This is a genomic window from Pantoea sp. GL120224-02 (assembly GCF_900215395.1).
In the GTDB taxonomy this organism is placed as follows: Bacteria; Pseudomonadota; Gammaproteobacteria; order Enterobacterales; family Enterobacteriaceae; genus Pantoea; species Pantoea communis.
The window spans coordinates 56,011-81,062 of sequence record NZ_OBEC01000012.1 but is presented as its reverse complement, the minus strand read 5'-3'; the positions used below and the strand labels follow the sequence as shown (position 1 = coordinate 81,062).

The 25,052-nt window shown below is 52.6% G+C and carries 21 protein-coding genes; 15 read left to right on the top strand and 6 right to left on the bottom strand.

The window, feature by feature from the left end:
* Window positions 1-34 precede the first annotated feature (34 nt).
* On the top strand, window positions 35-1,327 hold the full coding sequence (serS, locus tag CRO33_RS19970) for a serine--tRNA ligase (protein WP_058961786.1): 1,293 nt from the start codon (window positions 35-37) through the stop codon (window positions 1,325-1,327).
* A 137-nt stretch (window positions 1,328-1,464) separates the two neighbouring features.
* Here the strand turns inward: serS and CRO33_RS24645 are convergent, their stop codons facing one another.
* Window positions 1,465-1,692 (bottom strand): hypothetical protein, encoded by a 228-nt coding sequence (locus CRO33_RS24645; protein ID WP_176505802.1) that lies wholly within the window; start codon window positions 1,690-1,692, stop codon window positions 1,465-1,467.
* On the opposite strand from CRO33_RS24645, the gene CRO33_RS19965 reads away from it, so the two are divergent.
* Window positions 1,640-2,791, top strand: coding sequence for an MFS transporter (locus tag CRO33_RS19965; protein WP_058961785.1), 1,152 nt, complete (start codon window positions 1,640-1,642; stop codon window positions 2,789-2,791). The genes CRO33_RS24645 and CRO33_RS19965 overlap by 53 nt on opposite strands.
* A gap of 48 nt (window positions 2,792-2,839) precedes the next feature.
* On the opposite strand, the gene pflA is transcribed toward CRO33_RS19965, so the two are convergent.
* The 4 genes from pflA to ycaO form a co-directional block, all read right to left on the bottom strand.
* Window positions 2,840-3,580 carry a pyruvate formate lyase 1-activating protein gene (gene pflA / locus CRO33_RS19960; RefSeq protein ID WP_097119329.1) on the bottom strand — a complete coding sequence of 247 codons (741 nt, stop codon included), beginning with the start codon at window positions 3,578-3,580 and terminating at the stop codon, window positions 2,840-2,842.
* Between the two features lie 160 nt (window positions 3,581-3,740).
* Complete coding sequence (gene pflB, locus CRO33_RS19955; protein ID WP_097119328.1) at window positions 3,741-6,023, bottom strand: formate C-acetyltransferase; 2,283 nt, start codon at window positions 6,021-6,023, stop codon at window positions 3,741-3,743.
* A gap of 67 nt (window positions 6,024-6,090) precedes the next feature.
* Window positions 6,091-6,951, bottom strand: coding sequence for a formate transporter FocA (focA, locus tag CRO33_RS19950; RefSeq protein ID WP_034820596.1), 861 nt, complete (start codon window positions 6,949-6,951; stop codon window positions 6,091-6,093).
* 354 nt (window positions 6,952-7,305) lie between these two features.
* A complete protein-coding gene (ycaO, locus tag CRO33_RS19945; RefSeq protein ID WP_097119327.1) occupies window positions 7,306-9,066 on the bottom strand; it encodes a 30S ribosomal protein S12 methylthiotransferase accessory factor YcaO in 1,761 nt (586 codons plus the stop codon).
* A 313-nt stretch (window positions 9,067-9,379) separates the two neighbouring features.
* Here ycaO and serC point away from each other — a divergent pair, with 313 nt between their 5' ends.
* The 12 genes from serC to CRO33_RS19885 all read left to right on the top strand — a co-directional run bounded on the left by serC (window position 9,380) and on the right by CRO33_RS19885 (window position 23,386).
* Window positions 9,380-10,465 carry a 3-phosphoserine/phosphohydroxythreonine transaminase gene (gene serC / locus CRO33_RS19940; protein WP_097119326.1) on the top strand — a complete coding sequence of 362 codons (1,086 nt, stop codon included), beginning with the start codon at window positions 9,380-9,382 and terminating at the stop codon, window positions 10,463-10,465.
* Window positions 10,466-10,546: 81 nt separating this feature from the next.
* Window positions 10,547-11,833, top strand: a complete 1,287-nt coding sequence (aroA, locus tag CRO33_RS19935) for a 3-phosphoshikimate 1-carboxyvinyltransferase (protein ID WP_097119325.1) — start codon at window positions 10,547-10,549, stop codon at window positions 11,831-11,833.
* A 197-nt stretch (window positions 11,834-12,030) separates the two neighbouring features.
* Window positions 12,031-12,711: a (d)CMP kinase gene (cmk, locus tag CRO33_RS19930; RefSeq protein WP_034820574.1), complete on the top strand. Its 681-nt coding sequence runs from the start codon at window positions 12,031-12,033 to the stop codon at window positions 12,709-12,711.
* A gap of 122 nt (window positions 12,712-12,833) precedes the next feature.
* A complete protein-coding gene (rpsA, locus tag CRO33_RS19925) occupies window positions 12,834-14,507 on the top strand; it encodes a 30S ribosomal protein S1 (protein ID WP_034820570.1) in 1,674 nt (557 codons plus the stop codon).
* 86 nt (window positions 14,508-14,593) lie between these two features.
* A complete protein-coding gene (gene ihfB / locus CRO33_RS19920; RefSeq protein ID WP_003849360.1) occupies window positions 14,594-14,878 on the top strand; it encodes an integration host factor subunit beta in 285 nt (94 codons plus the stop codon).
* Between the two features lie 200 nt (window positions 14,879-15,078).
* A complete protein-coding gene (locus tag CRO33_RS19915; RefSeq protein ID WP_097119324.1) occupies window positions 15,079-17,337 on the top strand; it encodes a DNA internalization-related competence protein ComEC/Rec2 in 2,259 nt (752 codons plus the stop codon).
* Window positions 17,338-17,371: 34 nt separating this feature from the next.
* Complete coding sequence (msbA, locus tag CRO33_RS19910; RefSeq protein ID WP_097119323.1) at window positions 17,372-19,120, top strand: lipid A ABC transporter ATP-binding protein/permease MsbA; 1,749 nt, start codon at window positions 17,372-17,374, stop codon at window positions 19,118-19,120.
* A complete protein-coding gene (lpxK, locus tag CRO33_RS19905; protein ID WP_097119322.1) occupies window positions 19,117-20,118 on the top strand; it encodes a tetraacyldisaccharide 4'-kinase in 1,002 nt (333 codons plus the stop codon). Before msbA ends, lpxK begins: the two co-directional genes overlap by 4 nt.
* A 23-nt stretch (window positions 20,119-20,141) precedes the next feature.
* Complete coding sequence (locus CRO33_RS19900; protein WP_097119321.1) at window positions 20,142-21,359, top strand: winged helix-turn-helix domain-containing protein; 1,218 nt, start codon at window positions 20,142-20,144, stop codon at window positions 21,357-21,359.
* A 94-nt stretch (window positions 21,360-21,453) separates the two neighbouring features.
* Window positions 21,454-21,636: a Trm112 family protein gene (locus tag CRO33_RS19895; RefSeq protein ID WP_007887424.1), complete on the top strand. Its 183-nt coding sequence runs from the start codon at window positions 21,454-21,456 to the stop codon at window positions 21,634-21,636.
* The gene (kdsB, locus tag CRO33_RS19890) at window positions 21,633-22,382 is read left to right on the top strand and encodes a 3-deoxy-manno-octulosonate cytidylyltransferase (protein ID WP_034820546.1); all 750 of its coding nucleotides are present in this window, start codon (window positions 21,633-21,635) and stop codon (window positions 22,380-22,382) included. The genes CRO33_RS19895 and kdsB overlap by 4 nt, the downstream gene beginning before the upstream one ends.
* 110 nt (window positions 22,383-22,492) lie before the next feature.
* Window positions 22,493-23,386, top strand: a complete 894-nt coding sequence (locus tag CRO33_RS19885; protein ID WP_097119320.1) for a YcbJ family phosphotransferase — start codon at window positions 22,493-22,495, stop codon at window positions 23,384-23,386.
* Here CRO33_RS19885 and elyC read toward each other — a convergent pair.
* Entirely contained in the window at window positions 23,366-24,151 is a 786-nt protein-coding gene (elyC, locus tag CRO33_RS19880; RefSeq protein ID WP_097119319.1) for an envelope biogenesis factor ElyC, read from the bottom strand. The genes CRO33_RS19885 and elyC overlap by 21 nt on opposite strands.
* Before the next feature lie 124 nt (window positions 24,152-24,275).
* Between elyC and cmoM the strand changes: the two genes are divergently transcribed.
* A complete protein-coding gene (gene cmoM / locus CRO33_RS19875; protein ID WP_097119318.1) occupies window positions 24,276-25,049 on the top strand; it encodes a tRNA uridine 5-oxyacetic acid(34) methyltransferase CmoM in 774 nt (257 codons plus the stop codon).
* Window positions 25,050-25,052: the final 3 nt, after the last annotated feature.

The following is a 25,052-nucleotide window of genomic DNA, read 5'->3' as shown; positions in this document are numbered from 1 at the left end:
TTCGTTCAACCAACCTTAATTACACAGGATAAGCATGCTCGATCCCAATCTGCTGCGTAATGAGCCAGACGCAGTCGCTGAAAAACTGGCACGCCGAGGATTCAAACTGGATGTGGAAACGCTGCGTTCGCTCGAAGAGCGTCGTAAAGTACTGCAGGTAGAAACTGAAAATCTGCAGGCAGAGCGTAACTCCCGATCCAAATCCATCGGTCAGGCCAAAGCGCGTGGGGAAGACATCGAGCCACTGCGTCAGGAAGTGAACGTGCTAGGCGAACGCCTGGATGCGGCGAAGGTTGAGCTGGATACACTGCAAAACACCATCCGCGATTTTGCCCTCTCGCTGCCTAACCTGCCGGTCGATGAAGTGCCGCTGGGTAAAGACGATAGCGAGAATCAGGAAGTCAGCCGCTGGGGCCAGCCGCGCCAGTTCGATTTCCCGGTAAAAGACCACGTTGAGCTGGGTGAAGCCGTTAAAGGGCTGGATTTTGCCGCTGCAGTGAAACTGACCGGTTCACGTTTCATCGTGATGCAGGGGCAGATCGCTCGCCTGCATCGTGCGCTCAGCCAGTTCATGATTGATCTGCACACTCAACAGCACGGTTATCTGGAAACCTACGTGCCGTATCTGGTCAACCATGAGACGCTGTTTGGTACGGGCCAATTACCTAAGTTTGGTGAAGACTTGTTCCACACCAAGCCTTTGGGTGAAGAAGCGGGCAGCAGCAACTACGCACTGATCCCGACGGCGGAAGTGCCGCTGACCAACCTGGTGCGTGATGAGATCGTGGAAGAAGAAAATCTGCCGATCAAACTCACCGCGCACACGCCGTGCTTCCGCTCTGAAGCAGGTTCTTACGGACGCGACACGCGTGGTCTGATTCGTATGCACCAGTTCGACAAAGTTGAGATGGTGCACATTGTTGCGCCTGAGACTTCAATGGACGCACTGGAAGAGTTGGTTGGTCATGCTGAGAAAGTCCTGCAGTTGCTGAACCTGCCGTACCGTAAGGTGCTGCTGTGTACTGGTGATATGGGCTTTGGTTCCGCCAAAACCTACGATCTGGAAGTGTGGCTGCCGGCGCAGGATACCTATCGTGAGATCTCTTCTTGTTCCAACATGTGGGATTTCCAGGCGCGTCGCATGCAGGCTCGCTGCCGCAGTAAAACCGACAAGAAGCCTCGCCTGGTGCATACGCTGAACGGTTCAGGCCTGGCAGTTGGACGTACATTGGTGGCGGTGCTGGAAAACTACCAGCAGGCTGACGGCCGTATCGAAGTACCAGAAGTGCTGCGTCCCTATATGGGCGGATTGGAAATCATTGGTTAACCCCAGCTTTCTGATAGTCAAACCCGGCAATGCCGGGTTTTTTATTTTCAGGAGCGAGCGATTATTTTTTAGTAAGAATTAATCAGAAATAAACGTCATCGTCAGCAGAGTCTCTCAAAACACTAAAATCCATAAATTCATGAAGATAGCGATGAGTTATGGTGATGATATATCTCCTCTAAGCTGCTGAAGATAAAAATAATAAATTGTTCAGCAGCAAATTGTGCTGTGGTGATTTTTTGCCCGTTGACTTTAAAATAGCGAATGGCAAACTGCGCGCAATTATCTCCATTTCTTTGGTTTTTAATCCCTATGTCTACCTGGTCACGCCCCGTCGTGTTGCTGCTCTGCGGCTTAATGCTCATGACGGTGTCTATTGCTGTGCTTAATACGCTGGTACCGCTTTGGCTTACTCACGATCAACTGCCGACATGGCAGGTGGGTATGGCCAGCTCAGCCTATTACACCGGGAATCTGCTGGGGACATTGCTGGCGGGCTGGTTAATCAACCGCTATGGCTTTAATCGCTGTTTCTATCTGGCCAGCGCCCTGTTTGCCGTCGCAACCATGGGAATGGTGTTGTTAGAAGGCTTCTACAGCTGGACTGCGCTGCGTTTTGTTGCGGGTGTTGGTTGCGCGCTGATCTGGGTGGTGGTGGAGAGTGCGTTGCTGTGCAGCGGTACAGTGCGTAATCGCGGTCAACTGTTGGCTGCCTATATGATCATCTACTATCTCGGCACGGTAGCGGGTCAGTTGCTGGTGAGTCGCGTTTCGACTGAGCTCCTGCAGGTGATCCCATGGGTTACCGCGCTGATCGTCTGTGCCGTGCTGCCGGTGGTCTTCCTGCGTGTTAATGCCAGCTCCGCGACTGAAGAGGCTTCTACCGGTCGCATCTGGACCATGTTGCGCCGTCGCAGCTCACGTCTGGGCATTAACGGCTGCATTATTTCCGGTATTGTATTGGGCTCACTGTATGGACTGATGCCGCTATATCTGTCCCATCGGGGAATGAGTGATGCTAACGTCGGTTACTGGATGGCGTTGCTGGTGAGTTCAGGCATCGTCGGTCAATGGCCAGTGGGACGTCTTGCCGACCGCTTTGGCCGTCTGATGGTGTTGCGCGTTCAGGTGTTTGTGGTCATTTTAGGGGCGATTGCCATGTTGGGCGATACTGCCATGGCGCCTGCGCTGTTTGTGCTGGGGCTGGCTGGCTTCACGCTCTATCCAGTGGCGATGTCATGGGCATGTGAAACCGTTGCGCACCATGAACTGGTTGCGATGAATCAGGCGCTGCTGTTTAGCTACACCATCGGCAGCCTGGTCGGGCCGGGTATGACATCGATGCTGATGCAAAATTACTCTGACCGATTGCTGTTTGTGATGATTGCGGCCGTCGCGTTAGTGTATCTGGTGATGCTGCTGCGTAAGGCCGATCAGCACGCCACGCCAATTGCACATGCATAATATCTGAATGAACAAATGAAAAAAGGGAGCGTTAAGCTCCCTTTTTTGTCAGTACATCACTTCGTGACCATATCCTGTCAGAATACTTTTGACCCGTTCCATGGTCTCTTTACTGGGTGGTTTTACCCCATCCAGCTTGTACTCTTCACCCATGGCAATCCATTTGTGCTTGCCCAGTTCATGGTAGGGTAGCAGCTCAATCTTCTCGACGTTCTCCATATCCTTCGTAAATTCGCCGAGGCGATGGGCAGAGTCATCATCATCGGAATAGCCAGGCACCACGACAAAGCGAATCCAGGTACGTTTGCCTTTCTTCTGCAGATAGCGCGCGAAATCGAGGGTGCGATGATTAGAGACGCCAACCAGAATCTGGTGCACATCATCATTGATTTGTTTTAGGTCGAGCATCACCAGATCGGTGGCATCCAGCAGTTCGTCGATCACTGGATCGTAACGACGTACAAAGCCGTTGGTATCCAGACAAGTATGAATGCCCTCCGCCTTGCAGGCACGGAACCAATCGCGCACAAACTCGGCCTGTAAGATCGCTTCCCCTCCAGATGCTGTCACACCGCCGCCAGAGGCATTCATAAAGTGGCGATACGACAACGCATCTTTCATCAGGTCATCCACCGTGACTTCTTTACCTCCATGCGTGTCCCAGGTATCGCGATTATGGCAGTAGAGGCAGCGCATCAGGCAGCCCTGAAAGAAGGTGATAAAACGGATGCCGGGACCGTCAACGGTGCCGCAGGATTCGAATGAGTGGATACGACCGATGGTTGACATTGCGATGTATTCTCCGGGTTAGCCTTAACAACAGGCGGCACAATCTGTGTTGTGCTCTTGGATTAAAGTCGATTTTGCCAGGCTGCCAGCGAAAGCAAACTGGCAAAACAGACTTGTGGAGAAAAGGCTCCCGCAGGAGCCTTTACATTTCAGGGGAGGATTACAGGGACTGAGTGAACGTACGGGTAATCACATCCTGCTGCTGCTCTTTGGTCAGCGAGTTAAAGCGCACAGCATAACCGGAAACACGAATGGTCAGCTGTGGATATTTCTCCGGATGTTCCATCGCATCCAGCAGCATCTCACGGTTCATGACGTTGACGTTAAGGTGCTGACCGCCCTCGATATTGGCTTCATGGTGGAAGTAACCATCCATCAGGCCCGCAAGGTTGGTTTTACGCACGTTGTCATCTTTACCCAGTGCATTTGGCACGATGGAGAAGGTATAGGAAATACCATCTTTCGCGTAAGCAAACGGCAGTTTGGCAACAGAGGTCAGTGAGGCAACGGCACCTTTCTGATCGCGACCGTGCATAGGGTTAGCACCTGGACCGAATGGCGCACCTGCACGACGACCATCAGGGGTGTTACCGGTTTTCTTACCGTACACCACGTTAGAGGTGATGGTCAGCACCGACTGGGTAGGTACTGCATTACGATAGGTTTGCAGTTTCTGAATTTTCTTCATGAAACGTTCAACCAGGTCACACGCCATATCATCGACGCGTGAATCGTTGTTACCAAACTGCGGATACTCGCCTTCAATCTCGAAATCTACGGCCAGACCATCCGCATCACGCACGGCTTTTACTTTGGCATATTTAATGGCAGACAGGGAATCCGCCGCCACTGACAAGCCTGCGATACCACACGCCATGGTGCGATAGACGTCACGGTCATGCAGCGCCATCAGTGAAGCTTCATAGCTGTACTTATCATGCATGTAATGGATGATATTCAATGAAGTGACATACTGTTTAGCCAGCCAATCCATGAAGTGATCCAGACGTGCCATCACCGTGTCGAAATCCAGAATTTCATCAGTGATTGGCGCTTCTTTCGGGCCAACCTGCATTTTCAGTTTTTCGTCCACGCCACCGTTGATTGCATACAGCAGTGTTTTAGCGAGGTTGGCGCGGGCGCCGAAGAACTGCATCTGTTTGCCGACAATCATTGGGCTCACACAGCAGGCGATCGCGTAGTCATCGTTATCAAAGTCAGGACGCATCAGATCGTCATTCTCATACTGCAATGAAGACGTATCGATAGAGACTTTGGCCGCATATTTCTTAAAGTTAACCGGCAGCTTTTCTGACCACAGAATGGTCATGTTAGGTTCCGGTGATGGGCCCATGGTGTACAAGGTGTTCAGGAAGCGGAAGGTACTTTTGGTGACTAAAGTACGGCCATCGACACCCATACCGGCCAGAGACTCGGTTGCCCAGATTGGGTCACCTGAGAATAGTTCGTCATATTCTGGAGTGCGCAGGAAACGTACCATACGCAGTTTCATCACCAGGTGGTCAATTAACTCCTGCGCGCCTTCTTCAGTCAGTTTGCCCGCTTTAATATCACGGTCGATATAAACATCGAGGAAGGTGGATACGCGACCGAATGACATCGCGGCGCCGTTCTGTGATTTCACCGCGGCCAGATAGCCGAAGTAGGTCCACTGTACAGCCTCTTGCGCTGTGGTAGCGGGCAGAGAAATATCAGAGCCGTATTTGGCAGCCATTTCTTTAATCTGGCCAAGCGCACGGTGTTGCTCGGAGATTTCTTCACGCAGGCGGATGGTGGCTTCAAGATTGACACCATTTTCCATATCGCTTTGCAGTGAATTGAACTGCGCCACTTTATCTTTCATCAGATAATCGATGCCGTACAGCGCCACGCGGCGATAGTCACCGATGATACGACCACGACCATAAGCATCTGGCAGACCGGTTAAGACACCGGATTTACGGCAGCGCAGAATATCAGGGGTATAGACATCGAACACACCCTGGTTATGAGTTTTACGATAGTCGGTAAAGACTTTTTTCAGGGCTGGGTCGAGTTCACGGCCATAAACCTTACAAGAGCCCTCGACCATTTTGATGCCGCCAAACGGTATAATGGCGCGTTTCAGTGGAGCTTCAGTCTGCAGACCTACGATGGTCTCCAGCGATTTATTGATATAACCCGCATCATGTGACGTGATGGTAGAAGCCAGGTCGGTATCGAAATCAACCGGTGCATGGGTGCGGTTCTCAATCTTAATACCTTCCAGCACGCTGTCCCACAGTTTAGTGGTGGCGGGTGTGGCGCCTGCGAGGAAAGATTCGTCACCTTCATAGGGGGTGTAGTTTTTCTGGATAAAGTCACGTACGTTGACACCGTTCTGCCATTCGCCGGCGCTAAATCCTTCCCAGGCTGACGCCATTTTTTCGTTAAGTTCGGACATGATATACCTGCCTTATTTAGGGAGACTCTGACGATGACGTGCCCTTGAGCACGCCCGTATCAATTGCTTAGTGAACCGGCTCATCACCACGAAGATAGATGACCCAGTAGGTCAAACCGACTAACAATCCGCCGCCGATAATGTTGCCGATTGTCACGGGAATAAGGTTGTTAACAATAAAGTCGCCAACGCTGAGAGAGGGGAACTGTGCGGCGCTGGAGCCGGCCAGTTGCCAGAATTCCGGGCTGGCGAAGTCGCGAATGACAATGGCCATAGGGATTAAAAACATGTTGGCGATGCTGTGCTCAAATCCGCTGGCAACGAACATCCCGACCGGCAATATCATGGCAAACATTTTGTCAAACAGACTGCGGCCGGAGTAACTCATCCATACGGCCAGGCAAACCATCAGATTAGCCAGTGTGCCGAGGCTAACGGCCTCAATAAACGTGTGATGCATTTTGTGATCGGCGGTTTGCAGGACGTTCAACCCCCACGCACCGTTGGCAACCATATGTTCACCTGCTAACCAAATCAGCGCGACAAAGAACAGCGCACCAAACAGGTTACCGATATAGACATTCAGCCAATGACGACCGAGTTGCATCCAGGTGATGCGCCCGCTGGCTTTCGCCACCACAATCAAAACCGTCGAAGTGAAAAGGTCCGCGCCACATACCACAACCAGCATCAAACCCAGAGAGAAGCAGATACCGCCAATCAGTTTCGCAATACCATAGGGCATCGCGCCACTACCGGTGGTGGCAGTAATGTAGAAAACAAATGCGATAGAAATAAATACGCCAGCAGTGATGGCTAAGAAGAAGGTGGTTAAAGGATGTTTAGTGGCTTTATAGACGCCGGCATCTTCAGCAACTTTCGCCATGGCCGCGGGTAATAATGCATTAAAAGGGTTGTCAGCTTTCACACTAACGCTCTCCTGAAATTGTCTGTAAAGATACTAACAAAGGAGTATAGGTCAGGAATTGATGTGGATCATAAATGGCAGGGAGGTACGGGGTAAGCGAGGCGTTAAGCTAAGGAATTTTCATGTAACAATTTGAATTATAACAACTAAAAAATTTTTAATTTATGCAAAATAAGTTTAATGGGGGTCTTTGAAATTGACTTAATGTTAATTCAGTTTAATCAATGAAACTGAATTGTTAATTATCAATATTCAATGTTGAGTATGACAATTTGAGGCAAAAAAAATGGCACCGGGATTAATCAGTGCCATTCTCAACGTTAGCAAAAATATCGCGCTAAGCGCCCGTGAATATTACTTTGACCAATAGTTACGTTTTGCTGCCTGCAGTTTTTCGTAGGCGGCCAGCAGGGCCTGATGAGCCGGGAAGGCTTTCAGATCCAGGTCTACCGCTTGCAGGCCGTAGAATGGTGCTTCACCGCTGATCGCTGCAGAAGCGGCATCAACGGCGTTTTCGCCATACATCCGCACAAAGGCACGATGATATTGCAGAGGATCGCGTTCTTCCTCCATGGCGAGCAACAGCAGGGTTTGCAGGCAACGGTAATAGTTGGCGCGTTCAGCGCTGAAGATTGACTGGTTGAACTCCATGGTCCATTCCGTCCAGATCAGAGCCTGATCCAAATCTCCGCCCGCCAATGCCAGCATGGCTTTCAGCTCGCCAATACGAAGGGTGTACCAGCCATTGTCTTTACCTGACGCCAGACCCAGCAGCTCACGGACGCGAGTGAAGTCGTCATGACCTTCTTCATCCAACTGCTCGATGAGGTTCAAATACGCCTCCGGTTCCCACTCACTGGCTGGCAGCGCCAGCAACGTTTCACGCAGCGGCGCGCCCATGCTGTTGTTGGCCAATAACAGGTCTTCTGCCGGATAAATATCTGACATGCCCGGTACGATGATACGGCAGGCGTAAACGCCCAGATGCTCATAATCCGCGATGTAAACCTCTTGATCTTCCGCGCGGAAGATAGCCATCAGCGTATCAAACTCTTCGTGCGTGCTGCCTGAGAAACTCCAGTCGACGAAAGGATAATCCGCATCATCTTTGAACATGTCCCAGGAGATTAAACCACTGGAATCGATAAAGTGGGTTTCCAGGTTGGCGTGTTCAGCCACTTCTTCATCATCAAAGGTCGGTGGGGTGAAGACATCCAGGTCTTTCAGCCCACGGCCCTGGAGCAGTTCAGTAACGGTACGTTCCAATGCCACACCAAAGTCAGGGTGCGCGCCGAATGAAGCAAAGCAAGTGCCGTTGGCCGGGTTAAACAACACTACGCAGATAACCGGGTACTTGCCGCCCAGTGAAGCATCGTAGGAGAAGATCGGGAAACCTTCGGCTTCCAGACGTTCAATCGCCTCAATCACGCCGGGGTAACGCTGCATCACTTCAGCAGGAATTTCTGGCAGGCTAATTGACTCAGCGATAATGCGGTTTTTGATGTGGCGCTCAAAGACTTCAGACAGGCCTTGTACACGCGCTTCATTCGCGGTGTTACCGGCAGACATGCCGTTAGAAACATACAGGTTGCCGATGATGTTCATCGGGATGTACACCGTCTGCTGGTCGGATTGACGAGTAAATGGCAGGCCGCAGATACCACGGTCAACATTACCTGACTGCAGGTCAATCAGATCTGAGGCGCTCAGACTATCTTCTGGATCGTAAAATTTCTGCAGACGCGCATCCAGAATCCCTGCTGGTAAACTGTCATCGTCGGTCAATGGGAACCACTTCTCATTCGGGTAGTGAACGAAATCGCCGTTGGCGATGGACTGACCGAGCCAGAAATCGGCGAAGAAGTAGTTGGTTGAGAGACGCTCAAAATATTCGCCTAACGCCGAAGCCAGTGCCGCTTTCTTACTGGCACCTTTACCATTGGTAAAGCACAGCGGGCAGTCGCGATCGCGTATATGCACAGACCAGACGTGTGGAACCGGGTTCAGCCAGGAGGCTTCTTCAATGTTGAAGCCCAGGTCCTGCAGTTTGTGCTGGAAACGTGCGATGGAGTCTTCCAGTGCGGCGTCTTTTCCTGGAATAAACGTTTGCGTCATGTTGGCGCTCTCTCAAGTCGATGGGGTGGGCGTAAAGCGCGCAATGATACGGGTTTTGCGCCTGCTTCGCTATTCAGTGGTCTAAATTTATCGCGGTATTGTCATGGCTATTTCATCACCTGGCAGCATTCTGATTTTACATCGGGAATCTCCCTCACAAAATTCCGTGGCTTATTGCATTTATGACATAAGCTGCGGTGGAGCCCGCCCCGGAATTGTGATCGCTATCGGATTAATGATTGCAGCCATTCGGAGGCAATGATAAAACCGATACGGTATTCATAACCGTTCGATATGACAGTGGTGAGGGGAAATGACGCAGGTTTATAATTTTAGCTCCGGCCCAGCGATGCTGCCGGTAGAAGTGCTCCGTCGTGCAGAACAAGAACTGACAAACTGGCACGGATTAGGCACCTCTGTAATGGAGATCAGCCATCGCAGTAAAGAGTTCATTGCTGTCGCTGAAGCCGCAGAACAGGATTTTCGAGATCTGCTGAAGATCCCATCGAACTACAAAGTTTTATTCTGCCATGGTGGCGCTCGCGCGCAGTTCGCAGCTATCCCGGGTAACCTGTTAGGTGATGCGAAATCCGCTGACTATATTGATGGCGGCTACTGGGCACACAGCGCGATCAAAGAAGCTGAAAAATATTGCACCCCGAACACCATCGACGTCAAAACCACGCTTAACGGTAAACGTGCTTTGTTACCGATGCGTGAATGGCAGCTCAACGATGATGCTGCCTATGTGCATTTCTGCCCGAATGAAACCATTGATGGTATTGCTATCGATGAAGAGCCTGACTTTGGTGACAAAGTCGTGGTGGCTGATCTTTCTTCAACCATTATGTCTCGCCCAATCGATGTCAGCCGTTACGGTGTGATCTACGCAGGCGCACAGAAAAACATCGGTCCAGCGGGATTAACGCTGGTGGTGGTGCGTGAGGATCTGCTGGGCAAAGCGCAGCGTTATGTGCCTTCTATCCTTGATTACAAGGTGCTGGCTGAAAACGAATCCATGTTCAACACACCGCCGACTTTTGCCTGGTACCTCTCTGGTCTGGTATTCAAATGGCTGAAAGAGAAGGGCGGTGTTGCTGAGATGGATAAGGTCAATCAGGCGAAAGCAGACCTGCTCTATGGCGTCATTGATAACAGCAGCTTCTACCGTAACGATGTTGCCGCTGCGAACCGTTCACGTATGAACGTGCCGTTCCAGCTGGCTGATGCCGCGCTGGACAAAGTGTTTCTGGACGAGTCTCTGCAGGCAGGCCTGCATGCACTGAAAGGACACCGCGTGGTTGGCGGTATGCGTGCGTCGATCTACAATGCGATGCCGCTGGAAGGGGTGAAAGCCCTGACTGAGTTCATGATCGACTTCGAACGTCGTCACGGCTAATTACTCATCATCGGCCAGCCTGGCTGGCCACTGGCCCCGTTAAACAACGGGGTTTTGTCTTTTCTGGAGATTTGGTTTCACATGCAGGACTCCCTGACTCTACAACCGATTGCTCGCGTTGACGGCACGGTAAACTTACCGGGTTCAAAAAGCGTTTCTAACCGTGCATTGTTATTGGCCGCGCTGGCCAACGGCACGACTCGCCTGACCAATTTGCTGGACAGCGATGACGTTAAACACATGCTGAATGCGCTGAAGGCGCTGGGCGTCAATTACACGCTCTCTGCCGATCGTACCGTGTGCGAAGTGGTGGGAAATGCAGGTCCGCTGCACAGTGACCAGGCCCTGGAACTCTTTCTGGGCAACGCCGGTACTGCTATGCGTCCGCTGGCTGCCGCACTATGCCTGGGTCAACAGTCGATTGTGCTGACTGGCGAACCTCGCATGAAAGAGCGCCCAATTGGTCATCTGGTGGATGCGTTGCGTCAGGGCGGAGCCAAAATTGATTACCTGGAGCAGACGGATTATCCGCCGCTGCGTCTGAACGGCGGGTTTGTAGGTGGCGATGTCAGTGTGGACGGTAGTGTTTCTAGCCAGTTCCTGACCGCATTGCTAATGACCGCTCCGCTGGCACCGAAAGACACTGTGATTACCATCAAAGGTGATCTGGTTTCTAAGCCGTACATTGATATTACACTGCACCTGATGCGTTGTTTTGGTGTCGAAGTCGATAACCAGAACTACCAGCGCTTTGTGGTGAAAGGCCAGCAGCAGTATCAATCTCCGGGCGATTATCTGGTGGAGGGCGATGCCTCTTCTGCCTCTTATTTCCTCGCCGCCGCCGCCATTAAAGGTGGAACGGTTCGCGTAACCGGGATTGGCCGCAACAGCGTTCAGGGCGACATCCGCTTTGCTGATGTGCTGGAAAAAATGGGTGCGGTGATCGAGTGGGGTGATGACTATATTGCCTGCACACGAGGTTCTCTGACCGCGATTGATATGGACATGAACCATATTCCAGATGCGGCGATGACCATTGCCACCACGGCGTTGTTCGCGGAAGGCACCACCTTGATGCGAAATATCTACAACTGGCGTGTGAAAGAGACTGACCGCTTAGCGGCGATGGCGACCGAATTGCGCAAAGTGGGTGCGGAAGTAGAAGAAGGTCACGATTTTATTCGTGTCACTCCACCGGCTCAGCTTCAGCATGCGGATATTGGCACTTATAACGATCACCGCATGGCGATGTGCTTTGCGCTGGTGTCGTTATCGGACACGCCTGTCACCATTCTTGATCCCGGCTGCACGGCGAAAACCTTCCCGGATTACTTCCAGCAGTTGGCGAAAATCAGCCAGACCTCTTGATCACGCTACCCGGTACGCTTGTGCCGGGTTTCCTCGCTCTCTTCTGGTCTTGTTGGGCGGAAATTCTTCTGAATCTGTCGAAAATTCTGGCGCTGTCTACGCTAAAGGGTAACTAACCTGACGCGGGCAGCGTATAATGCCGCGCATTCAAACAGCCAAGAAGGCTGATAATAAGCACGCAGCAACAGGAGAGAACAATGACGGCAATCGCCCCGGTAATTACCATTGATGGCCCAAGTGGCGCAGGTAAAGGGACTTTGTGTAAAGCGATGGCGGAGTCATTGCAGTGGCACTTGCTGGATTCTGGTGCCATTTATCGCGTACTTGCATTGGCTGCACTTCATCATCAGGTGGATATTGAATCCGAAGAAGCATTAGTGCCTATGGCGGCTCACCTCGACGTGCGTTTCTTGTCTGTTGAAGGCGAAATGCAGGTCATTTTGGAAGGTGAGGATGTGACCGGTGAAATCCGTACGCAGGAGGTGAGCAATACGGCTTCGCGGGTTGCTGCTTTCCCACGCGTGCGTGAAGCGCTGTTGCGTCGCCAGCGAGCATTCCGTGAAGAGCCGGGTTTGATTGCGGATGGCCGCGATATGGGCACCGTGGTATTCCCCGATGCACCGGTAAAAATCTTCCTGGATGCAAGTTCGGAAGAGCGTGCTCACCGTCGTATGCTACAGTTGCAGGAGAAGGGCTTTAATGTTAACTTTGATCGCCTTTTATCCGAGATAAAGGAACGCGACGACCGCGATCGTAATCGTGCAATTGCGCCTTTAGTGCCTGCCGCTGATGCTCTGGTGCTGGATTCAACCAGTATGTCCATTGAGCAAGTGATTGAAAAGGCACTTGATTATGCCCGCCAAAAGCTGGGCATTTAATCTATTCGGTAACTGAATTGTAGTAACCCTGTACCACGGATCCGGTGCTGGGCATGTGAAACAACCCCATCCGACAATGACGTCAGGTGGACGTTAAATTGAAGAATCCTAAGATTATCAATATGACTGAATCTTTTGCTCAACTATTTGAAGAATCACTGAAAGAAATCGAAACCCGTCCGGGTTCCATCGTTCGTGGCGTTGTTGTCTCTATCGATAAAGACGTAGTCCTGGTTGATGCGGGTCTGAAATCTGAGTCTGCAATTCCTGCAGAGCAGTTCAAGAACGCAGCCGGCGAACTGGAAATCCAGGTTGGCGACGAAGTTGACGTTGCGCTTGACGCAGTTGAAGACGGCTTCGGTGAAACCCTGCTGTCCCGTGAGAAAGCTAAGCGTCACGAAGCTTGGATCACGCTGGAAAAAGCTTACGAAGAAGCTGAAACTGTTACCGGTGTTATCAACGGCAAAGTTAAAGGTGGCTTCACAGTTGAGCTGAACGGTATTCGTGCGTTCCTGCCAGGTTCACTGGTTGACGTTCGTCCGGTTCGCGATACTCTGCACCTGGAAGGCAAAGAGCTTGAGTTCAAAGTTATCAAGCTTGATCAGAAACGTAACAACGTGGTGGTTTCTCGCCGCGCAGTTATCGAATCTGAAAACAGCGCTGAACGCGATCAGCTGCTGGAAAACCTGCAGGAAGGCATGGAAGTTAAAGGTATCGTTAAGAACCTCACTGACTACGGCGCATTCGTGGACCTGGGTGGCGTTGACGGCCTGCTGCACATCACCGATATGGCCTGGAAACGCGTTAAGCATCCAAGCGAAATCGTCAACGTGGGCGACGAAATCACTGTTAAAGTGCTGAAGTTCGACCGCGAGCGTACTCGTGTATCTCTGGGCCTGAAACAGCTGGGCGAAGATCCATGGGTTGCTATCGCTAAGCGTTACCCAGAAGGCACCAAGCTGACTGGCCGTGTAACCAACCTGACTGATTACGGCTGCTTCGTTGAAATCGAAGAAGGCGTTGAAGGTCTGGTACACGTTTCTGAAATGGACTGGACCAACAAAAACATTCACCCATCTAAAGTTGTTAACGTGGGCGATGTTGTTGAAGTTATGGTTCTGGACATCGACGAAGAACGTCGTCGTATCTCCCTGGGTCTGAAGCAGTGCAAAAACAACCCATGGCAGCAGTTCGCTGAGACCCACAACAAAGGCGATCGCGTTGAAGGTAAAATCAAGTCAATCACTGACTTCGGTATCTTCATCGGCCTGGACGGTGGCATCGACGGTCTGGTTCACCTGTCAGACATCTCCTGGAACGCGACTGGCGAAGAAGCCGTTCGTGAGTACAAAAAAGGCGACGAAATCGCTGCTGTTGTACTGCAGGTTGATGCAGAGCGCGAGCGCATCTCTCTGGGCGTGAAGCAGTTGGCTGAAGATCCATTCAACAACTACATCACCCTGAACAAGAAAGGCGCTATCGTTAACGGTAAAGTAACTGCAGTAGACGCTAAAGGTGCTACAGTAGAATTGGCTGATGGCGTTGAAGGTTACCTGCGCGCTTCAGAAGCTTCACTGGACCGTATCGAAGACGCAACTCTGGTTCTGAGTGTTGGTGACGACGTTGAAGCTAAGTTCACCGGCGTTGACCGTAAGAACCGCGTTGTAAGCCTGTCTGTTCGTGCTAAAGACCAGGCTGATGAGAAAGAAGCTATCAACACTGTTAACACCAAACAGGAAGAAAGCAACTTCTCTAGCGCTATGGCTGAAGCGTTCAAAGCGGCTAAAGGCGAGTAATCGACCCGAGGCACCGGACGATGTAAGTCGTCCGGTTTCGGTAAAAGCTGTCATACCTTTCCCATTAAGGATTAACCGGAGGTTACATGACCAAGTCAGAACTTATTGAAAGACTTGCTGGACAGCATACTCATATTCCGGCGAAAGTCGTTGAGGATGCAGTTAAAGAGATGCTCGAGCACATGGCCACCACGTTGGCACAGGGCGAGCGCATTGAAATCCGGGGATTCGGCAGCTTTTCTTTGCACTACCGCGCACCGCGCACTGGTCGTAACCCGAAAACGGGTGATAAAGTGGATCTGGAAGGTAAATACGTTCCCCACTTCAAGCCGGGCAAAGAATTGCGTGACCGTGCAAATATCTACGGCTAAGCCGTTACCGAACGACAAAGCGACACCTCTGGGTGTCGTTTTTTTTGCTCAAAATTCGTTGTTGTGAATCTGATTCCTAAACCCACATCAACAATGAAAGCCACTTCGATTTTTTGGCATCCGCAATCCAGCTCTCCCCATTCCTGAAAGCTATTCCTGCCAATTGCACGCAAACTGGTGCCCATTGCGGGAGAAAAGTGATGCGTATAACAGGGATTACAGTAGCCAGAATCATGATCCTGGCGGCGCTACCATTGGGTTTGTTACCTCAAATACCGACCATGGAAATGATCGCTGTGATGGTGCTACTAGCACTTATTGTGGCATCCCTGCCTTGGGATGGGCTGCGTCTTATTGGCATGGGTATCCTGCTTCTGGCGTGGGCGCTACTGGAAGCGAGACAGATGCTGAATGTGATTGACCAGCTTTCAATGGCGCCAGCCGAAGTGACGCTGCGTATTGTTGATGTGAAGGAAAATCAACAGCAATTTAAAGCCCAGATTATCCGTGTGGGTGAGCGATATCAGTTCCCGCCGTTGTTTGTCAGTATCAATGCGGAGCCAGGTGAATCGGGGTATTGTGCAGGGCAACGCTGGAAAATGACCTTACGCTTGCGTGCAGTGCATGGTCGCTTGAATGAAGGCGGGTTTGATGCCCAACGTTTTGCGCTGGCAAACCATACACCTTTGCAGGGGAGAACCATTAACCAGCTGGCGGAATCGGTAGATTGTAATTTGCGAACGCAGGTTATGCGCCATCATCAACCTCTTTTTGAACACCTGCAACAACCGGCCATTTTGCAGGCGCTGGCTTTTGGCGAACGTGAGAACATGACCAAAACCCAGCGACAATTATTACGTGAGACCGGAACCGCACACTTAATGGCGATTTCCGGTATGCATATTGCGCTAGCGGCCAGCGTTGGCTGGATGATAGTACGTGGCTTGCAGCTGCTGCAGCCTGCGCACACCATCGGTTATCTGCTGCCACTAATGGGGAGCATCATTACCGCGACAATCTACTGCTGGCTGTCGGGCAGCCATGCACCAGCACAGCGCGCGCTGGTCGCGCTACTACTGTGGACAACGATAAGAATCGCTGGCTGGCAGTTAACAGGCTGGCAGATTTGGACACTGTGCATGGGTGTACTGCTTTGGCTTGATCCCCTCACAGTCTTATCTGAAAGCTTTTGGCTCTCTGCTCTTGCCGTCGCCATGTTAATCATCTGGTTCCAGTGGTTTGCCTTGCCGGATCGATACCGTCAGGCCTGGCGCTGGCTGCCGCTGAGATTGCTGCACTTACAGCTCGGCATGATGATACTGATGGCTCCTCTGCAGATTTTTTTATTTCAGGGAATCAGCCTCAGTGCACTGGCCGCTAACCTCATCGCGGTGCCTGTGGTATCGCTTTTCACCGTGCCATTGATACTGCTGGCGCTTTTGCTGCCCATACAACCCATCGCTTCGGTACTGTGGCGGTTGGCGGATTTTTCTGTCAATCAGGTGATGCAGGGCCTGGCATACTTGCCAGCAGGATGGTGGCCGTTAAATGATGCCTTGCCGGCAGTGGCCCTGCTATGGGGCGGTTTATTTATGTGGCGCAGTGGTTTGCTGAATAACACGCTGATGCTTTGCTGCGGCTGCGCACTGGCATTTCTGTTATGGCGTCATCAGTCTGAACAAGATGACTGGCAGATTGATGTGCTGGATGTGGGCCATGGTCTGGCGATCGCGATTACACAGGGTAATGAAGTGGTGTTGTACGATGCGGGTCCACGCTGGAATGAAGATGATGCGGGCGCGCGTGTGATACTGCCATGGTTACTGTATAAGGGACGACAGCTAAACACGGTGGTGGTAAGTCATAAGCATCTGGATCATCGGGGTGGGCTGAATTCACTGCATCAGGCAAATCCCAATACGATGATCCGCAGTGCATTGGGTGAAGCGGGACATTTACCCTGTCAGCGAGGAGAGCAGTGGCAATGGGGCAAACTGACCTTTACGGCACTCTGGCCGCCCGCAGGGAATACGCAAGGGCAAAATAATGACTCTTGTGTCGTACGCGTAGACGATGGAGCTGTCAGCCTGCTGCTCACCGGGGATATTGAGTCAGAAGCAGAAAGAAAATTGGTGGCATTAGAGAAAACCCAGCTCACCAGCACGTTAATGCAGGTCCCTCATCATGGTAGCCGAACCTCTTCGGGGCCTTTACTGTTACGTAGTGTTGCAGGAAAGGGCGCGGTGGCGTCGGTGGCGCGCTATAACGCCTGGCGCATGCCTGCCGTAGCGGTGGTTGAACGCTATCGCCAGCAGGGCTATCTCTGGTATGACACGGCACAATCCGGGCAGGTCCACATTGGTATTCGGCAGGGTGAATGGCAGATCAAGGGATTGAGGGAGCAAATAAAACCTCGCTGGTATCATCAGTGGTTTGGCGTCAAACGTGAATCCAGGTAGAATGAGCGGCTATTTCAAACAGCGTGAATAAATAATGCATCAAGACAAAGATCTCTCAACGTGGCAGACGTTCCGCCGACTCTGGCCGATGATTGCGCCGCACAAAGCAGGACTGTTTGTGTCTGCGGTGGCGCTGATTCTCAATGCGGCCGGCGATACCTTAATGCTGTCGCTGTTGAAACCTTTACTGGATGATGGCTTCGGCAAGGCCGACCGCTCCGTCATGCTTTGGATGCCACTGGTGGTGATTGGCCTGATGCTGGTGCGTGGCGTGACCAGCTACATCTCCAGTTATTGCATCTCTTGGGTATCGGGCAACGTGGTCATGAATATGCGCCGCCGCTTGTTTGGTCACATGATGGGCATGCCCGTGGCGTTCTTTGACCAGCAATCAACCGGCACATTGCTGTCACGCATCACTTATGATTCCGAGCAGGTTGCTTCGTCCTCTTCCAGTGCACTGGTGACGGTCGTACGTGAAGGCGCCTCGATCATCGGCCTGTTTATCATGATGTTCTACTACAGCTGGCAGCTGTCATTAATTTTGATTGTCCTTGCGCCAATTGTTTCCTTTGCGATTCGCACAGTGTCCAAACGCTTCCGCAGCATCAGTAAAAACATGCAGAACACCATGGGACAAGTCACCACCAGTGCTGAACAGATGCTGAAAGGGCACAAAGAGGTGCTGATATTTGGTGGTCAGGATGTTGAAGCACAGCGTTTCTCCCAGGTGAGCAACAAAATGCGCCAGCAGGGCATGAAACTGGTTTCGGCATCTTCCATTTCCGATCCGGTCATTCAGCTGATTGCTTCTCTGGCACTGGCATTTGTGCTCTACGCCGCCAGTTTCCCCAGCGTGATGGAAACTCTCACCGCCGGTACCATCACTGTGGTGTTCTCATCGATGATTGCCTTGATGCGTCCACTGAAGTCGCTGACTAACGTCAATGCCCAGTTCCAGCGCGGTATGGCTGCTTGTCAGACCTTGTTCTCAATTCTGGATAGCGAACAGGAAATCGATAATGGCAAGCGTGAAATCACGCGTGCCAAAGGCGATGTCGAATTCCGCAATGTGACCTTTACCTATCCTGGCCGTGAAGTCCCGGCGCTGCGTGATATCAATCTGTCACTGCCCGAGGGCAAAACCGTGGCATTGGTAGGACGCTCAGGATCGGGTAAATCGACCATGGCGAGCCTATTGACCCGTTTCTACGATATCGACTCCGGTGAAATTCTGCTGGATGGCCACGATCTGCGTGAATACACCCTGCGTTCGCTGCGTAATCAGGTGGCGCTGGTATCTCAGAATGTTCATCTGTTCAACGACACCATTGCCAATAACATTGCTTATGCACGCAATGGAGAATACACCCGCGAGCAGATTGAACAGGCAGCGACTATGGCGCACGCCATGGACTTTATTAAGAAGATGGATAACGGTCTGGATACCGTGATTGGTGAGAACGGCGTGTTGCTGTCAGGTGGCCAGCGTCAACGTATCGCCATCGCGCGCGCATTGCTGCGTGATTGCCCGATTCTGATCCTTGATGAAGCGACCTCAGCACTGGATACCGAATCCGAGCGCGCGATTCAGGCCGCACTGGATGAGCTGCAGAAAAACCGCACTTCGCTAGTGATTGCGCACCGCCTGTCGACCATCGAAAAAGCCGATGAAATCGTGGTCGTTGAGGATGGTCGTATCGTTGAACGCGGTACGCACAGCGTGTTGCTGGCCGAAAAGGGTGCCTATGCACAGCTTCACAAACTGCAGTTTGGTCAATGATTGAACGCATCTGGAGCGGGCGCTCGCCACTGTGGCTGCTATTGTGGCCACTGAGTTTGCTGTATGGCGCAATCAGCAGTTTGATTCGCCTCAGCTATCAGCGTGGCTGGCGTAAAAGCTGGCGTGCGCCCTGTCCGGTGATTGTGGTAGGTAATCTGACGGCTGGCGGCAACGGTAAAACGCCGGTGGTAATCTGGCTGGTTCAGGCACTGCAACAGCGTGGCCTGCGCGTTGGCGTTGTCTCACGCGGCTATGGTGGAAAGGCTGAGCGTTATCCACTGCTGGTGACGGCCGATACCCCGACATCACAAGCCGGCGACGAGCCGGTATTAATCGCGCAGCGTACTCAGGCGCCGGTAGCCGTCGCGCCTCAACGCCGTATGGCGGTAGAAGGACTGCTGGCCGCACAGGAACTGGATGTAATTATTACCGACGACGGGCTGCAACATTACGCGTTGCAGCGCGATCGTGAAATTGTGGTAGTGGATGGTGTCCGTCGCTTCGGTAATGGCTGGTGGCTGCCCGCAGGTCCGATGCGTGAGCGCGCATCCCGGCTGCAAAGCGTCAATGCCATCATCGTCAATGGTGGAGAGGCGCAAGCCGGTGAGATCGCCATGACGTTGCGTCCCGGCAAGGCGATCAATCTGGTGAACGGTGAGACAGCCAACCTCGATCAATTGCCAGAAACGGTGGCGATGGCCGGCATTGGGCATCCGCCGCGGTTCTTCAAAACGCTGCAACAGCAAGGCATCCAGCCGGTGGCAGAAATCGCGTTTGCCGATCACCATGCTTATAGCAAAGAAGAGTTACAGCGTTTGACGCAGACTCATCAATGCCTGCTGATGACCGAAAAAGACGCAGTGAAATGCCGTAGTTTTGCACGTGACAACTGGTGGTATCTACCGGTTGATGCCGATCTGTCGGGGGCGTCCCTGGATGCTTTACTCGCCGATGTGACCCAACTCTGCACGACTGCGCGCGACACCCGTTCGCGCTAAACCTGCTCAAAGGGAATCGAGTCATGACCACAACATCTTCCCTTTCACTCCAAACTGCTCGTCATTTACACCTGGCTGCTCAGGGGTTGTTACGCCCACCGAGCCGCCGCGCCCGCCTGTCCGATATCCATGCCTGCGTGCGGCAGATGTCATTACTGCAAATCGACACCATCAATGTCGTCGCCCGTAGCCCTTATCTGGTGCTGTTCAGCCGCCTTGGCGCTTATCCCACACAGTGGCTGGAAGAAACATTGGCCTCCGGTGCGCTTTTTGAGTATTGGGCGCACGAAGCCTGTTTCATCCCCTTCGAAGATTACCCGTTGCTACGCCATCGCATGCTGGAGCCGCAGCGGCTGGGGTGGAAATACAACGAGCAGTGGGTAAACGAACATCAGCAGGAAATCGCTGCCTTGCTGAATCATATCGCTGAAAATGGCCCGGTGCGCGCCGCTGATTTTGCCAGTGATAAGCATACCAAACCCAGCTGGTGGGCCTGGAAGCCACACAAGCGGCATCTGGAAAACCTGTTTAGCGCGGGTGAGTTGATGGTGGTCGAACGACGTAACTTCCAGCGGGTGTACGATCTGCGCACCCGCGTGATGCCTGATTGGGATGACGAACAGCATGCAGTGAGTGAATCTGATGCGGTACTGGCGATGCTACGACACAGTGCCCGCAGTCTCGGTATTTTTCGTGCCAGTTGGTTGGCCGATTACTATCGGCTGAAGCGTGCACCCCTGCAATCCTGGATTAAGGATGCCGAAGCACAAGGCGAAATCGTGTGCGTTGAGGTAGAACAGCTCGGTGAGATGTGGCTGCATAAGAGCTTGTTACCTCTGCTGGATAAAATGCCCAGCGCCACCCACACGGCCTTGTTGTCACCGTTCGATCCGGTGGTATGGGATCGCCGGCGCGCTCTGGAGTTGTTTAATTTCGATTACCGCATTGAGTGCTATACCCCTGCTGAGAAGCGCGTCTATGGTTACTTTGTTCTGCCGGTGTTACACCGAGGTGCACTCAAAGCGCGTATTGATGCAAAGATGGACCGCCAGGCACAGCAGCTGATTATTCGTGCATTTTGGCTTGAGCCCGGCGTGCGTGTTACCGAGGCCTTTATGAATGATGTGCAAAAAGCCATCAGTCGCTTTGCACAGTGGCAAGGTGCCGATGAGGTCATCGTTGAAAATGTCCCAGCCGAACTGCTTGCTGCCTGGACGCATCGTTGGGTTATCAACGATTGAGTTCATCGTAATAATGCCGCGCCCGGCGCACTGTGCTTCGGGTGCGCTATGGTATGCTAGGCGCCTGACAAATCGGTGCTGAAAGGAGAAAATTATGGATCACCGTTTACTTGAGATTGTTGCCTGTCCGGTTTGCAACGGAAAACTGTATTTCAACAAAGAGCAGCAGGAGCTGATTTGTAAACCAGACGGCCTGGCTTACCCGGTGCGCGATGGCATTCCGGTATTGCTCGAAGTGGAAGCGCGTACGCTGTCTGTTGAAGAGATCCATCCATGAGTTTCGTCGCCATCATTCCGGCGCGTTATGCATCAACGCGCCTGCCCGGCAAACCGCTGGTGGATATTCACGGTAAACCGATGGTGATACACGTGATGGAGCGCGCACGCGAGTCGGGCGCCGATCGCGTAATTGTGGCGACCGATCACCCCGAGGTTGCTGCAGCGGTAACCGCTGCCGGTGGCGAAGTGTGCATGACGCGCGCGGATCACCAGTCGGGCACCGAGCGCCTGGCAGAAGTGATTGAGAAATATCAGTTTGCCGATGACACCATTATCGTCAACGTGCAGGGCGACGAGCCGATGATTCCGGCAGAAATCGTACGTCAGGTCGCCGATAATCTGGCGCAGGCTGATGCAGGGATGGCGACATTAGCCGTGCCGATTACCGACGCTGAAGAAGCGTTTAACCCCAATGCGGTTAAAGTGGTGATGGACGCGAAAGGCTATGCGCTTTATTTCTCACGCGCCACCATTCCATGGGATCGCGAGCGCTATGCGAAATCGCGCGAACAGATTGGTGACACTTTGCTGCGTCACATTGGCATTTACGCCTATCGCGCTGGCTTTATCCGTCGTTACATTGCGTGGGAACCTTGCCCGTTAGAGCACATTGAATTGCTGGAGCAGTTGCGCGTGCTGTGGTACGGCGAGAAGATTCACGTTGCCGTAGCGCAAACCGTGCCAAGTGTTGGCGTGGACACACCAGAGGATCTGGTCCGTGTTCGTGCGGCCATGCAGGGGTAAAGCCCGACCGGCCAGCCGCTCGCGCTGGCCATAAAGTTTGATCTGGCGCTAAGTTTCGCGCCACCATGACCTCCAGGATAGTGAAGTAAATTGACTGCGGAGGATAACGCATGGAACAGCTCCGTTCAGAACTGACGTTGATACTGGGTGAAGGTATCAGCCGCCTCGAAACCATTAGCGAACAGGCGCAGTCGCGGCTGTACGCACTCTATGACAACGACGGTAAACCGATGCCGCTGGTGGCGAAGTATTTTCGTCATCAAGGCCGTGCGGCGCTGGAAGCCAAAAAACTCACCATGTTGGGCCATGATGGACTGGTCACAGTACCTGCGGTTTTTGGCCTGGTGCTGAGTCAGCAGCCGCCGGTACATGAAATGCTACTGATGGCGCGATTCAATGGCGTCTCCGCCGAAGCGCCAGCGCGCACCGCCGTGCGCTGGGAGCAACTGTGTGAGCAAATTGTCGAGGGTGTACTCGGCTGGCACCGTATCGACAGCCACGGATTAGTGGGAAGGGTTGATAGTGTCCAGGAAAACAACTGGCCAGCCTGGTATCGCCAGCGCATCGAGGTGCTGTGGGCCACGTTGGGCTATCTGTCACCGCCATTTTTCACATTGGAAGATCGGCAGATCCTGTACCGCAGCCGACAGCAGTTAACTCATCTCTTCAAAGACTTCGACGATCCCTGCGTGCTGATGCACGGCAACCTGCGTTTATCCAGCATGCTGAAAGATGCACGCAGTGACCAACTGGTAGCGATGATGCAGCCAGGCAATATTCTCTGGGCTCCGCGTGAGTATGAATTAATCCGGCTGGCAGATAGCGGGGCTGAAGCCTCACTGCTGCAGCATTACCTGCAACGCGCGCCGGTTTCTGAAGGCTTTATCTGGCGGCGCTGGCTGTATCAGCTATGGGATTGTGTCGATACGTTGGTAAGCAGCGGACAGTTTGACCGTCCGCGCTTTGATCATGCCCGCGAGCAGTTACTTCCCTGGCTCGGATGACAGCAAATCATCGCCACGCAGCCGTTGCCAAATCTGGCCCAGGGTTTCATAAATCGCACGTTCACTGTGACCCAGCCACATTGGCGATGGCAACATGCGGTCCCAGGCGCTGATTGGCGAGGTAATCGCGAGCTGATTGGCCGGTGCGGCGATGGGGTTCAGACCTGCGCTCAGGAAAAAATGCATTGCACGTGGCAAGTGGTTCGCCGATGAGACCAGCAGGAAAGGGTGATTGCCGATAGTTTGTTTGACGGCCAGCGCTTCTTCGCCCGTATCATGTGGTTGGTCCAGCGTGATAATCGCCGACCGTGGCACTCCCAGACTTTCGGCTACCTCTGCCGCCACGCTGGCGTTGCTGCGGGGGTTGTATCCAGCAGCAGCGCCAGTGAAAATCATTTTTGCTTGTGGATTCCGACGCCATTGGCGCACACCTTCTGTTACGCGCGGCAGGCTGTTGTTGAGCAAATTAGAACTTGGTGCCCAATTCGGATTGAAGGTGTAGCCACCGCCCAGCACGACGATATAATCCACCGGTTCGCTACCGTTCCAGGTTGGATAATGCTGTTCGATGGGGCGCAACAGACGATCGGCAACGGGTTGCAAGCTGAGCAATAAAAGCAGCAGCCAACTCAGAGAGATCAGGATTTTGCCGCCTTTTTGCCAACGGCTAAACCAGAGAAGTAAAAGTCCTACTGCCATGAGCAACAACAGCAGTGGTAAAGGTAATAACATCGCGCCAATCCATTTCTTTAAGGCAAAAAACATCGAAATTTGCTCCTTTTGTCCGAAAAAACAGCAGCCAGACAGTTACTGTGGCGTGAAAGGTTCATTCTTGTTGAGCCTGTGACAAAATAGCACAAGTTGAATGCAGCACAGTGGAGCCATCATCATGCAGGATCGTAACTTTGACGATCTGGCGGACAAATTTTCGCAGAACATTTATGGCACCCGCAAAGGGCAGGTACGGCAGGCGATCCTGTGGGACGAACTGGATGCGCTGTTACCGACACTGCCTGAAGGCGCACTGTCAGTGCTGGATGCCGGCGGTGGCGTAGGACAAATCTCCTGTGGATTAGCGGCACGTGGCCATCAGGTGCTGTTGTGCGATCTCTCCGCGGAGATGTTAAAGCTGGCTGAAGCGCATGCGCACACCGAGGGTGTGAGCCACAACATGCAATTCAAACAAATTAGCGCGCAGCAGGTGGGCGAACATTTGGATCAGCCGGTTGATCTGGTATTGTTTCACGCTGTGCTGGAGTGGGTGGCAGAACCGGAAGTGGTGCTGCGTGCCTTGTGGCACACGCTGAAGCCCGGTGGCGTGCTGTCGTTGATGTTTTACAATGCGCATGCCCTGATGTTCCGCACCCTGCAACTCGGCAATTTCGGCTATCTGCGTGCCAATATGACCAAACGCAAAAAGCGTACGCTGTCACCGGATTTCCCGCGCGATCCTCAGGACGTCAATCGCTGGTTAAGTGATGCGGGCTTTGAAATTGAACAGCGTGCAGGCATTCGCGTGTTTTGTGATTACATGAAACCGCCACCGCCCGGCGTCGTCAAAAGCGTTGAAGAGATTATTGAGATGGAACGGCGCTACTGTCGTCAGGAGCCCTTTTTAAGTTTAGGGCGCTATATCCACGTGACCGCGCGCAAACCCAGGTAGAAG

Excerpts from the sequence above, each read along its gene's own strand:
- serS (WP_058961786.1), top strand. The coding sequence starts at position 35 with ATGCTCGATCCCAATCTGCTGCGTAATGAGCCAGACGCAGTCGCTGAA.
- CRO33_RS19965 (WP_058961785.1), top strand. The coding sequence starts at position 1,640 with ATGTCTACCTGGTCACGCCCCGTCGTGTTGCTGCTCTGCGGCTTAATG.
- CRO33_RS24645 (WP_176505802.1), bottom strand. The coding sequence starts at position 1,692 with ATGAGCATTAAGCCGCAGAGCAGCAACACGACGGGGCGTGACCAGGTA.
- pflA (WP_097119329.1), bottom strand. The coding sequence starts at position 3,580 with ATGTCAACCATCGGTCGTATCCACTCATTCGAATCCTGCGGCACCGTT.
- pflB (WP_097119328.1), bottom strand. The coding sequence starts at position 6,023 with ATGTCCGAACTTAACGAAAAAATGGCGTCAGCCTGGGAAGGATTTAGC.
- ycaO (WP_097119327.1), bottom strand. The coding sequence starts at position 9,066 with ATGACGCAAACGTTTATTCCAGGAAAAGACGCCGCACTGGAAGACTCC.
- serC (WP_097119326.1), top strand. The coding sequence starts at position 9,380 with ATGACGCAGGTTTATAATTTTAGCTCCGGCCCAGCGATGCTGCCGGTA.
- aroA (WP_097119325.1), top strand. The coding sequence starts at position 10,547 with ATGCAGGACTCCCTGACTCTACAACCGATTGCTCGCGTTGACGGCACG.
- cmk (WP_034820574.1), top strand. The coding sequence starts at position 12,031 with ATGACGGCAATCGCCCCGGTAATTACCATTGATGGCCCAAGTGGCGCA.
- rpsA (WP_034820570.1), top strand. The coding sequence starts at position 12,834 with ATGACTGAATCTTTTGCTCAACTATTTGAAGAATCACTGAAAGAAATC.
- ihfB (WP_003849360.1), top strand. The coding sequence starts at position 14,594 with ATGACCAAGTCAGAACTTATTGAAAGACTTGCTGGACAGCATACTCAT.
- CRO33_RS19915 (WP_097119324.1), top strand. The coding sequence starts at position 15,079 with ATGCGTATAACAGGGATTACAGTAGCCAGAATCATGATCCTGGCGGCG.
- msbA (WP_097119323.1), top strand. The coding sequence starts at position 17,372 with ATGCATCAAGACAAAGATCTCTCAACGTGGCAGACGTTCCGCCGACTC.
- lpxK (WP_097119322.1), top strand. The coding sequence starts at position 19,117 with ATGATTGAACGCATCTGGAGCGGGCGCTCGCCACTGTGGCTGCTATTG.
- CRO33_RS19900 (WP_097119321.1), top strand. The coding sequence starts at position 20,142 with ATGACCACAACATCTTCCCTTTCACTCCAAACTGCTCGTCATTTACAC.
- CRO33_RS19895 (WP_007887424.1), top strand. The coding sequence starts at position 21,454 with ATGGATCACCGTTTACTTGAGATTGTTGCCTGTCCGGTTTGCAACGGA.
- kdsB (WP_034820546.1), top strand. The coding sequence starts at position 21,633 with ATGAGTTTCGTCGCCATCATTCCGGCGCGTTATGCATCAACGCGCCTG.
- CRO33_RS19885 (WP_097119320.1), top strand. The coding sequence starts at position 22,493 with ATGGAACAGCTCCGTTCAGAACTGACGTTGATACTGGGTGAAGGTATC.
- elyC (WP_097119319.1), bottom strand. The coding sequence starts at position 24,151 with ATGTTTTTTGCCTTAAAGAAATGGATTGGCGCGATGTTATTACCTTTA.
- cmoM (WP_097119318.1), top strand. The coding sequence starts at position 24,276 with ATGCAGGATCGTAACTTTGACGATCTGGCGGACAAATTTTCGCAGAAC.